Below are 12,799 nucleotides of genomic sequence, written 5' to 3'. Positions count from 1 at the left end.
CCCTGGAGCATCCCGTCCTTGTTGACGTCGGTGACGACGTACCGGGCACATCCCTCGCCGTCCAGCCGCGCCAGCACGTCGTAGAGATCACCGCCCTCGCGGGTCCAGCCCCGGGCCGCCAGCGTCCGACCACGTACGTCGAGCCCGACTGCCACCCGGTCGCCGTACTCCGCGATCGCCGCTGCGCACCACTCCGGCTCCTCGAGCGCGGCGGTGCCGATGTTGACGCGGCGGCACCCGCTCGCCATGGCGGCGTGCAGCGACTCGTCGTCGCGGATCCCGCCGCTCATCTCCACGTCGATATCGAGGCGGCCGACGATCTCGGCCTGCAGCTCCCGGTTGTGGCCGCGGCCGAACGCCGCGTCGAGGTCGACCAGGTGGATCCACTCCGCCCCGGCGTCCTGCCACCGCAGGGCCGCCTCGACCGGGTCGCCGAACCGCTTCTCGGACCCCGCGACGCCCTGAACGAGCTGCACCGCCTGGCCGCCGGCGATGTCGACGGCAGGCAGCAGCTCGAGGTAGGCGCTCACGGCGTCGAGGGTAGTTGCGTCCGTCCCCTCCCCCTCACCCGTCCCGTCGAGTGGCGCGCGTGCGGCAGTCGAGTCGCGCGCGTGCGGCACGGCACTGCCGCGGACGCGCCACTCGAGTGCCGCAAACCCACGACTCAACGGGGGAGGGAGGTGACCCAGTTGCGGAGCAGGGTCGCGCCGGCGTCGCCGGACTTCTCGGGGTGGAACTGGGTGGCGCACAAGGGGCCGTTCTCGACCGCGGCCACGAACCGGTCGCCCCCGTGCTCGGCCCACGTGACCAGGGGCGCGCGAGTCCGGTCGTTGGTGACGAGGGTCCAGTCGCGCACGCCGTATGAGTGCACGAAGTAGAACCGCTCCCCCTCCACACCGGCGAACAGCGTCGAGCCCGTGGGTACGTCGACGGTGTTCCAGCCCATGTGCGGGACGACCGGCGCCTGGAGCCGCTCCACGATGCCCGGCCACTCGTCGCACCCCTCGGTCTCGACCCCGTGCTCGACGCCGCGCTCGAACAGCACCTGCATGCCGACGCAGATACCGAGCACCGGCCGGCCACCTGCGAGCCGGCGCCCGATCAGCCGGTCACCCTTGACCGCCCGGAGCCCGGCCATGCACGCGGCGTACGCGCCCACGCCGGGCACGACCAGGCCGTCCGCGGCGAGCCCGGCGTCGAAGTCCGAGGTCAGGGTGACGTCGGCACCCGCCCGCTCGAGGGCGCGTACGGCGGAGCGGAGATTGCCCGACCCGTAGTCGAGGACGACGACGGAGCTCAGAGTGTTCCCTTGGTCGAGGGCACCCCGGTCTCGCGCGGGTCGATCGCCACGGCGTCACGGAACGCGCGGGCGAACGCCTTGAACTGCGCCTCGACCAGGTGGTGCGGGTCGCGGCCGGACAGCACCCGGACGTGCAGCGCGAGGTGGGCGTGGAACGCGAGCGTCTCGAACACGTGCCGCGTCAGCGAGCCCGAGAAGCCTGGGTCGGCCCCGATCACGACGTACGCCTGGCCGTCCGGCTCGCCGGTGTGGACGCAGTAGGGGCGCCCGGACACGTCGACGACCGCCTGCACGAGCGCCTCGTCCAGCGGCACGGTGGCGTCGCCGAACCGGCGGATGCCGACCTTGTCGCCGAGCGCCTCGCGGATCGCCTCGCCGAGCACGATCGCGGTGTCCTCGACGGTGTGGTGCGCGTCGACGTGGGTGTCGCCGGACGTGTGGACCACCAGGTCGACGAGCGCGTGACGCGCGAAGGCGGTGAGCATGTGGTCGTAGAACCCGACGCCGGTGGAGACGTCGTGTCGGCCGCTGCCGTCGAGGTCGACCTCGACGTGGACCTTGGACTCGGTGGTCTGCCGGTCCAGGCTGGCGGTGCGGCTCATGGCCCCTCCTTCGTCGACACAGTTCCCAGCACCTCGGTGAGGGCCGTTCGAAATGATCGCATCTCCGACGGGGTACCCACCGACACCCGCAACCATCCGGACGGTCCGGTCTCCCTGATCAGCACGCCGCGGTCGAGCAACGCCCCCCACACGGCGTGCCGGTCGGCGAAGCTCCCGAACAGCACGAAGTTGGCGTCGCTGTCGGCCACTGACAGTCCCTGCGCCCGGAGCCACTCGACGGTGCGGTCGCGCTCGGCGCGCAGGTCGTCGACCCGGGCCAGCAGCTCGTCGGCGTGGTCGAGCGCGGCGAGCGCGGTGGCCTGGGTGACGGCGGAGACGTGGTACGGCAGCCGCACCACCCGGACCGCGTCACAGATCGCCGGGTCCGCCGCGAGGTAGCCGAGTCGGGCACCTGCCAGGGCGAACGCCTTGCTCATGGTGCGCGTCACCACCAGGTTGCGGTACGACGGCAGCAGCTCCAGCGCGCTGGGCGTGCCGGCCCGCCGGAACTCGCCGTACGCCTCGTCAATGACGACCAGCCCGTCCTCCACGGCCTCGCACAGGGCACCCACCGCCTCGTGAGGGAGCGCGGTCCCGGTCGGGTTGTTGGGGCTCGGCAGCAGCACCACGCTCGGCCGCCGCTCCGCCACCAGCGCCCGGGCGTGGTCGAGGTCGAGACTGAAGTCCTGCTCGCGGTGACCGACGATCCAGCCGGTGACCGTGTCGCGGGCGTACTCGGGGTACATGGAGTACGTCGGAGCGAAGCTCAGCGCCACCCGACCCGGCCCGCCGAACGCCTGCAGCAGCTGCAGCATCACCTCGTTCGAGCCGTTGGCCGCCCACACCATGTCGGAGGTGATGCCGGATCCGCCCGACCGGTTCAGGTACGCCGCCAGCGCCTCGCGCAGCGCGACCAGCTCGCGGTCGGGGTACCGGTTGAGTGATGCCGCAGCCTCGCCCACCGCCCGCGCGATGTCGGCGGCGCATGCCGGGCTCGGGCCGTACGGGTTTTCGTTGACGTTGAGCTGCACCGGCGCCTGCTCGCGAGACAGCTGTGGTGCGCCGTACGGCTCGACCCCCCGCAGCTCCTCACGCAGCGGGGGCCACCTGCCCTGGCTCATCGGGGGTCGTCCAGCCGCACGGTCACAGCGCGGCCGTGGCCGGGCAGGTCCTCGGCCTCGGCCAGGGTGACGACGTGGTCGGCCACGTCGGCGAGCGCGTCGCGCGTGTACTCCACGACGTGCACCGACTTCAGGAACGAGCGGACCGACAGGCCCGAGGAGTGGCAGGCGCAGCCGCCGGTCGGCAGCACGTGGTTGGAACCGGCGGCGTAGTCGCCGAGGCTCACGGGCGCGAACGGCCCGACGAAGATCGCGCCCGCGTTGCGGACCCGATCGGCGACCGTCGCGGCGTCGCGGGTGTGGATCTCGAGGTGCTCGGCGGCGTAGGCGTTGACGACACCGAGCCCGTGCTCGACGTCGTCGACCAGCACGACTCCTGACTGCGGGCCACCGAGGGCGGTCGTGATCCGCCCGACGTGACGCGTCTCGTGGACCTGCTTCTCGAGCTCGACGACGACGTCGTCGGCGAGCCGCTCCGAGTCGGTCACGAGCACGCTGGCGGCCGACGGGTCGTGCTCGGCCTGGCTGATCAGGTCGGCAGCGACGTACGCCGGGTCGGCGCTGGCGTCGGCCAGGATCGCGATCTCGGTGGGGCCGGCCTCGGAGTCGATCCCGACCACGCCGCGTACCAGGCGCTTGGCGGCGGCGACGTAGATGTTGCCCGGTCCGGTGACCAGATCGACCGGGCGGCACGGACCGGCGCCGTAGGCGAACATGCCGACCGCCTGAGCACCCCCGACGGCGTACACCTCGTCGACGCCGAGCAGCGCACACGCGGCCAGGATCGTGGGAGCCGGCAGTCCGCCGTGGGCCCGCTGGGGCGGGCTGGCCAGCGCGATCGATCCGACCCCCGCGACCTGAGCGGGCACCACGTTCATGACGACGCTGGACACGAGCGGCGCGAGCCCGCCGGGAACGTACAGGCCGACCCGACGCATCGGGGTCTTGCGGTGCGTCACCACCGCTCCGGGCGCGACCTGGGTGGTGACGTCGCGCTCGAGCTCGGCCTCACACGTGGCGCGCAGCCGCCGGATCGACTCCTCGAGCCCGGCGCGGACGGCCGGGTCGAGCTGGTCGAGCGACGCGTGGAGCGTTGCGTCCGGCACCGCGATGTCGTCGAGGTCGACACCGTCGAACTGCCGGCCGTACTCCAGCACGGCTTCGACGCCCCGGGTGCGGATCGCCTCCAGCACCGGCCGGATCGCATGACCCGCGGTCTCGACGTCGAGCTCGGCGCGCGGCAGCACCGCGCGGTAGTCGACGGGACCGGCGGCCCCACGGAGGTCGATGCGGCGGATCACCACTCGATTCTAGGGAGCGCCCCGGTCGCTGCCCTCACGCGTGCTCGGGCGTGGACGCCGCGCTCACCTCACCGAGAAGGCGCCGGTACGACGCGAACACCCGGTCCGGTGCGTCGAGCCATGTGAAGTGGCCCGCGCCCGGGACGACGTCGAGCCGCACGCTGCCCGCAGGGAGTGCGGCCACGACCTCCTCCGCGGCGCCCACCGGCGTGACCGGGTCGAGCTCGCCTACGCTCACCAGGACCGGCGAGGTCACCCGGCTGAGCTGGTCGACGAGGTCGACCGCGCGGATCAGGTCCATCCCACGCTCGCTGAGATCGCGGTTGACCGGGACGTTCGCGCGGAGCCCGGGATCCGGCAGATGCGGTCCGAAGGCGGCGTACACCTGGTCCCACTCCGGGTCGGACACGTCCTCGCCGGCGTAGCTGCGTCGCGCCAGCTCGGCGACGACGTCGCCACCGACCGCACGGAAACCCTCGACCAGCCGGGCCGCGTCCCACCGCGCGAACCCGGACTGCACGATCAGCCCACCGGCGTGGCCCGGGTGGCGAGCGCCGTACAGGAGCACGATCGGGCCACCCATCGAGTGGCCGAGAACCACCGGCGATGCGATGCCCAGCGCGTCGCAGAACGCCCGGACGTCGTCCGCGCACGTCTCGAGCGTCCAAGCGTCCGTCCCCTCCCAGCTGGACCGGCCGTGCCCCGGCAGGTCGAGGTACACGACCTGGGCGTCGTCGGCGAGGACGTCGAAGTCGGGCTTGAAGTACGAGTGGTCGAAGCTGCCCGGACCGCCGTGCACGAGCAGCAGCGTCGGCCGCCGCCGGAGCTCCGGACCGTCCGGCACCAGCTGCGGGCCGTGGACGTCGAACCACAGCCGCGTCCCGTTCGCGTCGACGTGCATCGATCCTCCCTCGCTGGAGTCTATTGTCGAGAACGTGAGCGACGCCCTGCCGATGTTCCCCCTGAACCTCGTGCTCTTCCCTGGCGTGAGCATGCCGCTCCACGTGTTCGAGGACCGCTATCGCGCGTTGGTCCACCACCTGCTGCGCGTCCCGAACCCCACGGACCGGGTGTTCGGCTCCGTGGCGATCCGCGAGGGCTACGAGGTCGGCGACCACGGCGCCCAGTCGCTCTACCGGGTCGGTTGCCGGGTGCGCATGACCGAGGTCGAGCCGCACGCCGACGGCACGTTCAATCTGGTGGCGGTCGGCCTCGACCGGATCGAGCTCGAGCGGCTCGACGCCAGCGGGCCGTTCCCGCTCGGCGAGGTCCACGCCCGGCCCGAGACCGGCCCGCCGGTGCCCCCCGAGCTGGTGGAGCGGGCCCGCGCCATGTTCACCGCCTACCGGGTGGCGCTCGCGGATATCCGCGGCGACCCCTACCCGTCGCAGCTGCCGGACGACCCGACGTACCTGTCGTGGACGCTCGCCGCACTGGCGCCGCTCCCCCTGCCCGACCGGCAGTCGCTGCTCGAGGCGGAGGACCCCTCGGAGCGACTGATCCTCGTCACCGACCTGCTCCGCACGGAGCTGCGAGCGATGAACGTGATCCCCTCACTGCCCGCGACCGAGGTGGCACGCACCCGCTGGTCGCCGAACTGAAGGATGTCCAGGAAGCGAGGCAGGGGCGGAACCCCCGCGACGGTGGCGCTGGACCGAGCCGGCGTGAGTTACACCGTGCACTCGTACGAGCACGACCCGCGGGCCACGTCGTACGGGCTGGAGGCCGCCACCGCCCTGCGGGTCGACCCCGCGCGTGTGTTCAAGACGCTGCTGGCCTCCCTCGACAACACCCTCGTGGTCGGGATCGTCCCGGCGACCGGCCAGCTCGACCTCAAGGCGCTGGCCAGGGCACTGGGCGGGAGCAAGGCGGTGATGGCGAACGTCGCCGACGCCGAGCGCGCCACCGGGTACGTCGCTGGCGGGATCTCGCCGGTCGGGCAGAAGCGCCGGCTGCGCACCGTGCTCGACTCCTCGGCCATGGACCACCCGACGATCTTCGTGTCCGCCGGTCGCCGGGGCCTCGAGCTCGAGCTGGTCCCGGGCGACCTGATCGGGATCACCGAGGCGATCACGGACCGGATCAGCCGGGACTGATCAGTTGGTCGTGAGCCGGACGATGCCGTGCGCACCTTCGTCGGTGGTCCACGTGCTGATGCCCAGTCCCTGCAGCGGCTCGAGGTTCTCGGCCGCCTCCTGGTCACCTTCCGCCAGGGAGGTCAGCCAGTCACCGGCGTCGAAGTTGACGAACAGGACCGCGCTGGCCTGATCCGCCTCGCGCACGACGTTCTGGAAGGCGTCGGTCCCACCGAGCCCGCCGTCCTCGAGCAGCTCGCCGCGATAGTCGGCGTTGGGACCGATCGCGACGAGGTCGCCCTCGGCGTCCGTGCCGAACGCCTCCGGCGGGCCACCGAGCGATTCCACGAGCCGGGACACGACGTCCTGGATCGCTGCCGCGTCGCCCTGCACCTTCGCGCCGATCGGGACGTCACTGCCGTCGGAGGAGTTGAAGAGGGTTTCCAGGTCGATGCTGCTGCTGAGGGACACCGCCGCGGACTCGCCGAAGAGGGTCTCGATGTCGTCGACGGTCAGGCCGGTCTGCGCCTCGAACTCTGCCGCGAGGTCCGCTTCGGTCATGTCGCCACCGGACATCGCCGCTGCCCGCTCGAGCACCTCGTCCATCCAGCCCTCGGGGAACCCGAATCCGATGGCGGCGGCGGTGTCCTCGGGCAGGGTGCTCACCACGTCGTCGCCACGGTCGGTCGCAAGGTTCGCCATCTCGTCATCACCTGCGGCGCCGACAGCCTCGAATTCCAGCGCGCCGTCGTCGAAGCGCAACGTGGCGGCCATCCCCTGGAACTCCTCGAGCGCCTGGGTCATCTCCTCGGGGAGATCCTGCTCAGGCATGTCGGTGGCGCCCTCGGAAGTCAGCGAGGTGTCGAAGGCACCGAACGGCCAGGAGCCGATCGCCTCGAGCATCAGCTTCCCGGCGTCGGGGGACGCGTACAGGTTCAGGACACCCGCGTCGCCGAGCTCACCGTTCCACTTCTGGAACGTCGCGTCGTCCGCGAGCGTGCCGTCGGAGGTCGCGGCGACGACCTTCTCCGCCAGCTCGTCGGTCTCGGCGATCACGGCCCAGTCGCCGTCGATCGCCCAACCGCCGACATCCGAACCGCCGCACTCGCGCAGCGTCGAGAGCCCGTCCTCGGCCGCCCCGGCGTCCTTGACCTGCACCACGCCGACCGGGGTCGGCATCCGCTCGCCCAGGTCGACGGCGGCGACCGCGAACCGGTGGCCGAGCCACGGCTTCACGTCGTCGGTGTAGCTGAGCCCCTCGCACTCGTCCTCGAGGTCGCCGAAGACCTTCTCGAGGATGTCGTCGTCGGCGTCGAAGCCGCCGAGCTCCTTCTCGAGCGCCGGGAACTTCTCGATCATCCGGAACGCCTCGATCTTCTGACCACCGCTGGGGTCCAGGTCGACGCTGGCGTAGCCGACGGTCGAGGCGGGGAGCGCCTCCGAGGGCTGAGGTCCGCTGGCGAAGAACGACATGGCCGCCCACACGCCACCACCGACCGCGAGCAGCGCGGCGACCGCGCCGCCGGCGACCAGCGCGGTACGGCGTCCGCCGCCCGCACCGTGGTCGCCGGACGGGCCGAGCGGCTCGCCGCCGCCGTGCTCGAGGTACTCGGGACCGCCCGGCCCGGCCGGCGGCGGTGTGGTGGTGGACATGAGGTCTCCCCGTGTGAGTTCGTGAAGCTGAGACGGCTGCCGGTCAGCGCCGGTTCCGCATCCGGACCCTACCCAGCGCGTCCCCAGGCTACGTGGGAGACCTGCGACTCGCTGTCAGACCGATATAAATCGCCGCGACCCCGAGCATCGCCCCTGCCGGGAACGCCCCGCGCGGCCAGGTGCCCGACACCTCGAGCGTTCCGGGCAACCTGGTGTCCTCCGCCGCGGTACGGGCGAGGGCGTGCGGGTCGGGCGGCGCGAGGGCGGAGCCGACCTGCAGCATCAGCCAACCGGCCAGCAGCGACCCGACGACCACGGTGGCGAGCGTGAGCAGCTCGACCCGGTCGACGAAGAAGGCGCTGGCAGCACCCACGAGCAGCCCCCCGACCACGCCGACCACGACGTACAGAGCCGTGGCCGAGAAGAGGTCGCGGCTCTGGAAGAAGTCGAGGTACCACGCCTGGTCGCGCACGACGCCGACCGGCGGGGTCCACCACGCTTCCCACACGACGCCGGCCAGGGCACCAGCCGCGGCGCATGCTGCCAGCACGACGAGGACGTCGCGCACGACCCACCACGCCGAGAGGTGGCGGGTCGGTTGGTCGGCCTCTGTCAGCCCTGCAGGCACCCGGGCCCCAACAGCTGCTTGAGGTCGGCGAACAAGGCGGGTGACGGCGTGACCCGGAGCCCGTCGGCGAGCCGCAGCACCTTCGTGGAGTCACGCGAGAGCAGCTTCAGCTGCACCTCGGTGACGCCCGGGTGGGTGCCGAGCACCTCCTTGAGCTGGTCGATCACCGGCGCGGTGCAGCGGGTCGACGGCAGCGAGATCACGACCGGGCCGCTCGGCCCGTCGGTGAGGTCCGGCACCGTGACTTCCTGGGCATGCACCTCCGGCTGGTCCTTGCTGCGCGACAGCCGGCCGCGGACGGTGATGATCGCGTCCTCGTTGAGGTAGGTGCTCGCCAGCTGGTAGCTGCTCGGGAACAACAGAACGTCGATCGCGCCGTCGAGGTCCTCGAGCGTCACCAGGGCCCAGGTGTCTCCGCGCTTGGTGATCTTGCGCTGCACCGACGTCACCAGGCCTGAGATGGTGATCGGGGAACCGTCGGCCCGCTCCTCGTCGAGCATCAGCTGACCGATGCTGCAGTCGGTGCCGCGCTGGAGCAGGTGCTCGAGGCCCAGCAACGGGTGGTCGGAGACGTAGAGCCCCAGCATCTCGCGCTCGTGCCCCAGCAGCGTCATCTTGTCCCACTCGGCGATGTCGGGAATCGCCACCGAGATCCCGAAGCCGCTGGTGCCGTCGTCGCCGAGACCGTCGAACAGGGAGTCCTGGCCGATCGCCTCGTTGCGCTTGATGTCGACGTACTGGTCGACGGCGGTCTCGTGGACCTGCACCAGCGCGCGCCGGAAGTGCTTCATGTCGTCGAAAGCGCCGGCCTTGATGAGGGACTCGATCACCCGCTTGTTGCAGACGAGGGCCGACACCTTGCTCATGAAGTCGTTGAAGTCGACGTACCGGCCGTGCTCCTCGCGCGCGGCCACGATCGCGGACACGACGTTGGCGCCGACGTTGCGGATCGCGGTGAGGCCGAACCGGATGTCGGTGCCGACCGGCGTGAACGTCGCCTGCGACTCGTTGACGTCGGGCGGCAGGACCTGGATCTTCATTCGGCGACACTCGTTGAGGTAGATCGCCATCTTGTCCTTGTCGTCCTTGACGGACGTCAGGAGCGCGGCCATGTACTCGGCCGGGTAGTTGGCCTTGAGGAAGGCGGTCCAGTACGACACCAGGCCGTACGCCGCGGAGTGGGCCTTGTTGAACGCGTAGTCGGAGAACGGCAGCAGGATGTCCCACAGCTTCTTGACGGCGTGGGGCGAGTAGCCACGCTCGATCATGCCGGCCGAGAAGCCCTCGAACTGCTTGTCCAGCTCCGCCTTCTTCTTCTTGCCCATCGCCCGGCGCAGGATGTCTGCTTGTCCGAGGCTGTAGCCCGCGAGCTTCTGGGCGATCGCCATGACCTGCTCCTGATAGACGATCAGGCCGTAGGTCTCCCCGAGGATCTCCTCGAGCGGCTCCGCCAGCTCGGGGTGGATCGCCTCGACCGGCTCACGGCCGGTCTTGCGGCGGGCGTACTTGTTGTGGGAGTCGGCGCCCATCGGGCCGGGTCGGTAGAGCGCGCCCACCGCGGAGATGTCGGCGAAGGTGTCGGGGCGCATCGAGCGCAGCAGCGCCCGCATCGGGCCGCCGTCGAGCTGGAAGACGCCCAGCGTGTCACCGCGCTGGAGCAACGCGTACGTCGCGGGGTCGTCGAGGGTGAGCTCCTCGAGCACCACCGTCTCGCCCCGGTTGATCTCGATGTTGTGCAGCGCATCGTCGAGGACGGTGAGGTTGCGGAGCCCCAGGAAGTCCATCTTGATGAGGCCGAGGCGCTCGCAGGTCGGGTAGTCGAACTGGGTGATGATCGCGCCGTCCTGCGGCCGCTTCATCAGCGGGATCACGTCGAGCAGCGGCGCGCGGGACATGATCACGCCGGCGGCGTGGACGCCCCACTGCCGCTTGAGCCCCTCGATCCCGATGGCAGTGTCGACGACGTTCTTCACGTCGGCATCGGCGTCGTAGAGGCCGCGGAACTCCCCGCCCTCGCCGTACCGCTTGTGCTCGGCGTTGAAGAGCTCCTTGAGCGGGACGTCCTTGCCCATCACCGCCGGCGGCATCGCCTTGGTGATCCGCTCGCCCATGGCGAACGGGTAGCCGAGGATCCGGGAGGAGTCCTTGACGGCCTGCTTCGCCTTGATGGTGCCGTAGGTGACGATGTAGGAGACGCGGTCGTCGCCGTACTTCTCGGTGACGTAGCGGATCACCTCGCCCCGCCGGCGCTCGTCGAAGTCGATGTCGAAGTCGGGCATGGAGACGCGGTCGGGGTTGAGGAAGCGCTCGAAGATGAGGCCGTGCTTCAGCGGGTCGAGGTCGGTGATCCGCATCGCGTACGCGACCATCGAGCCCGCGCCGGAGCCGCGGCCAGGACCGACCCGGATGCCGTTGTCCTTGGCCCAGTTGATGAAGTCGGCGACGACGAGGAAGTACCCGGCGAAGCCCATCTGGGTGATGACGCCGATCTCGAACTCAGCCTGCTTGCGGACGTCGTCGGGCACGCCTCCGGGGTACCGGTGGTGGAGGCCCTTCTCCACCTCCTTGACCAGCCAGGACGTCTCGTTCTCGCCCTCGGGCACCGGGAAGACCGGCATGTAGGTGCCGTTGCCCTCGGTGAACTGCACGTCACAGCGCTCGGCGACCAGCAGCGTGTTGTCACAGGCCTCGGGGAGGTCACGCCACAGGTCGCGCATCTCGGCGGCGGACTTGATGTAGTAGCCGTCGCCGTCGAACTTGAACCGCTTGGGGTCGCTCATGACGCTGCCGGAGGAGACGCACAGCAGATGCTCCTGGGACGGGGCGTCCTCTCGCAGCACGTAGTGGGAGTCGTTGGTCGCGATCGGCGGGATCGCGAGGTCGCGGCTGAGCCGCAGCAGGTCGTCGCGGACCCGGCGCTCGATGGAGAGGCCGTGGTCCATCAGCTCGAGGAAGTAGTTGTCCTTGCCGACGATGTCCTGGAAGTCGGCGGCCGCCTGCCGGGCCTTGCCGTAGTCGCCGATCCGGAGCCAGGTCTGCACCTCGCCCGACGGGCACCCGGTGGTCGCGATCAGGCCGTCGGCGTACTCGCTGAGAAGCTCGCGGTCGGCCCGCGGCTGGTAGAAGAACCCCTCCATGCTGGCCCGGCTGCTGAGCCGGAACAGGTTGTGCATGCCCGGGGTGCTCTCGGCGAGCAGCGTCATGTGCGTGTAGGAGCCCGAGCCGGAGACGTCGTCGTCACCGCCGTCGTTCCACCGCACCCGCTTCTTCTCGAAGCGGGAGGTGTTGGGCGTGAAGTAGGCCTCCATGCCGATGATCGGCTTCACGCCGTGCTGCCGCGCCTTGGACCAGAACTCGAACGCGCCGAACACGTTGCCGTGGTCGGTCATCGCGATGGTGTCCATCCCCAGCTCGGCGGTGCGCGCGAAGAGGTCGTCGAGCCGGGCAGCGCCGTCGAGCATGGAGTACTCGGTGTGCACGTGGAGGTGGGCGAAGGAGTCGCCGGACGGTCCAGCCATCGGTGGTGGTGGCACTCCCCTCGGGGTCGGACGGGCACACTGCTGCGACCACGACGCCGGCGGCATCGGGTGTTGCTGGGGGAAGGATCTGAAGCCTACGACAGCCGTCCGGGTGATCGTTGCAGGACACGGTGACAGCGGCATTGACGGGTGCCTCCGGGAGGAGTTTGCTCGAGACGTGCGGCGTGGCGCCGTACCGAGGGAGGCAGACATGAGCGGCAAGGTGGTCCACTTCGAGGTTCCGTTCGACGACGGGGCCCGCGCTCGCGAGTTCTACGGCTCGGTCTTCGGCTGGCAGCTGATGGAGATGCCCGAGATGCAGTACACGATCGTGTCCACGGGCCCCACCGACCAGGAGACCGGGCCGACCGAGCCCGGGTTCATCAACGGCGGGATGTTCCAGCGCAGCGACGACTTCCCCGGCAAGGGCCCCAACATCGTCATCGACGTGCCGAGCATCGACGACGCTCTGAAGCAGGTCGCCGATGCCGGCGGGCAGCCCATCGGCGAGAAGACGCCGGTCGGCGACATGGGCTTCGCGGCGTACTTCACCGACCCGGAGGGCAACCTGATCGGGCTCTGGGAGACCAAGCAGGCGTGA

At 70.7% G+C, this 12,799-nt stretch carries 12 protein-coding genes; 3 read left to right on the top strand and 9 right to left on the bottom strand.

Annotated elements, in window-relative coordinates:
• The 6 genes from VFZ39_RS00755 to VFZ39_RS00730 form a co-directional block, all read right to left on the bottom strand.
• Positions 1–530, bottom strand: a 530-nt coding sequence (locus VFZ39_RS00755; protein ID WP_330863803.1) for a HisA/HisF-related TIM barrel protein, incomplete at its 3' end; no start/stop codon positions are given.
• Positions 531–664: 134 nt separating this feature from the next.
• Positions 665–1,300, bottom strand: coding sequence for an imidazole glycerol phosphate synthase subunit HisH (gene hisH / locus VFZ39_RS00750; RefSeq protein WP_330863804.1), 636 nt, complete (start codon positions 1,298–1,300; stop codon positions 665–667).
• The gene (gene hisB / locus VFZ39_RS00745; protein WP_330863802.1) at positions 1,297–1,902 is read right to left on the bottom strand and encodes an imidazoleglycerol-phosphate dehydratase HisB; all 606 of its coding nucleotides are present in this window, start codon (positions 1,900–1,902) and stop codon (positions 1,297–1,299) included. The genes hisH and hisB overlap by 4 nt, the downstream gene beginning before the upstream one ends.
• Positions 1,899–3,023 carry a histidinol-phosphate transaminase gene (locus tag VFZ39_RS00740; protein WP_330863801.1) on the bottom strand — a complete coding sequence of 375 codons (1,125 nt, stop codon included), beginning with the start codon at positions 3,021–3,023 and terminating at the stop codon, positions 1,899–1,901. The genes hisB and VFZ39_RS00740 overlap by 4 nt, the downstream gene beginning before the upstream one ends.
• Positions 3,020–4,324, bottom strand: a complete 1,305-nt coding sequence (gene hisD, locus VFZ39_RS00735) for a histidinol dehydrogenase (RefSeq protein ID WP_330863800.1) — start codon at positions 4,322–4,324, stop codon at positions 3,020–3,022. Before hisD ends, VFZ39_RS00740 begins: the two co-directional genes overlap by 4 nt.
• A 34-nt stretch (positions 4,325–4,358) precedes the next feature.
• On the bottom strand, positions 4,359–5,225 hold the full coding sequence (locus VFZ39_RS00730) for an alpha/beta fold hydrolase (RefSeq protein WP_330863799.1): 867 nt from the start codon (positions 5,223–5,225) through the stop codon (positions 4,359–4,361).
• 34 nt (positions 5,226–5,259) lie between these two features.
• Here VFZ39_RS00730 and VFZ39_RS00725 point away from each other — a divergent pair, with 34 nt between their 5' ends.
• Positions 5,260–5,925: an LON peptidase substrate-binding domain-containing protein gene (locus tag VFZ39_RS00725; protein ID WP_330863798.1), complete on the top strand. Its 666-nt coding sequence runs from the start codon at positions 5,260–5,262 to the stop codon at positions 5,923–5,925.
• 3 nt (positions 5,926–5,928) lie between these two features.
• Positions 5,929–6,420, top strand: coding sequence for a Cys-tRNA(Pro) deacylase (gene ybaK, locus VFZ39_RS00720; protein ID WP_330863797.1), 492 nt, complete (start codon positions 5,929–5,931; stop codon positions 6,418–6,420).
• Here the strand turns inward: ybaK and VFZ39_RS00715 are convergent, their stop codons facing one another.
• From VFZ39_RS00715 to dnaE, 3 genes are all read right to left on the bottom strand, one after another.
• Complete coding sequence (locus VFZ39_RS00715) at positions 6,421–8,052, bottom strand: hypothetical protein (RefSeq protein WP_330863796.1); 1,632 nt, start codon at positions 8,050–8,052, stop codon at positions 6,421–6,423. It lies immediately after the preceding gene.
• Between the two features lie 88 nt (positions 8,053–8,140).
• Positions 8,141–8,680 carry a hypothetical protein gene (locus VFZ39_RS00710; RefSeq protein WP_330863795.1) on the bottom strand — a complete coding sequence of 180 codons (540 nt, stop codon included), beginning with the start codon at positions 8,678–8,680 and terminating at the stop codon, positions 8,141–8,143.
• Positions 8,665–12,198: a DNA polymerase III subunit alpha gene (gene dnaE / locus VFZ39_RS00705; RefSeq protein ID WP_330863794.1), complete on the bottom strand. Its 3,534-nt coding sequence runs from the start codon at positions 12,196–12,198 to the stop codon at positions 8,665–8,667. Before dnaE ends, VFZ39_RS00710 begins: the two co-directional genes overlap by 16 nt.
• A gap of 211 nt (positions 12,199–12,409) precedes the next feature.
• Here dnaE and VFZ39_RS00700 point away from each other — a divergent pair, with 211 nt between their 5' ends.
• Complete coding sequence (locus VFZ39_RS00700) at positions 12,410–12,799, top strand: VOC family protein (protein ID WP_330863793.1); 390 nt, start codon at positions 12,410–12,412, stop codon at positions 12,797–12,799.

Origin of the sequence: Nocardioides sp., assembly GCF_036374615.1 — a bacterium.
GTDB lineage: Bacteria > Actinomycetota > Actinomycetes > Propionibacteriales > Nocardioidaceae > Nocardioides.
Note: the sequence above shows the minus strand (reverse complement) of the source record. Positions and strands in the feature narration are given on the sequence as shown.

Excerpts from the sequence above, each read along its gene's own strand:
- hisB (WP_330863802.1), bottom strand. The coding sequence starts at position 1,902 with ATGAGCCGCACCGCCAGCCTGGACCGGCAGACCACCGAGTCCAAGGTC.
- VFZ39_RS00740 (WP_330863801.1), bottom strand. The coding sequence starts at position 3,023 with ATGAGCCAGGGCAGGTGGCCCCCGCTGCGTGAGGAGCTGCGGGGGGTC.
- VFZ39_RS00730 (WP_330863799.1), bottom strand. The coding sequence starts at position 5,225 with ATGCACGTCGACGCGAACGGGACGCGGCTGTGGTTCGACGTCCACGGC.
- ybaK (WP_330863797.1), top strand. The coding sequence starts at position 5,929 with ATGTCCAGGAAGCGAGGCAGGGGCGGAACCCCCGCGACGGTGGCGCTG.
- VFZ39_RS00715 (WP_330863796.1), bottom strand. The coding sequence starts at position 8,052 with ATGTCCACCACCACACCGCCGCCGGCCGGGCCGGGCGGTCCCGAGTAC.
- dnaE (WP_330863794.1), bottom strand. The coding sequence starts at position 12,198 with ATGGCTGGACCGTCCGGCGACTCCTTCGCCCACCTCCACGTGCACACC.
- VFZ39_RS00700 (WP_330863793.1), top strand. The coding sequence starts at position 12,410 with ATGAGCGGCAAGGTGGTCCACTTCGAGGTTCCGTTCGACGACGGGGCC.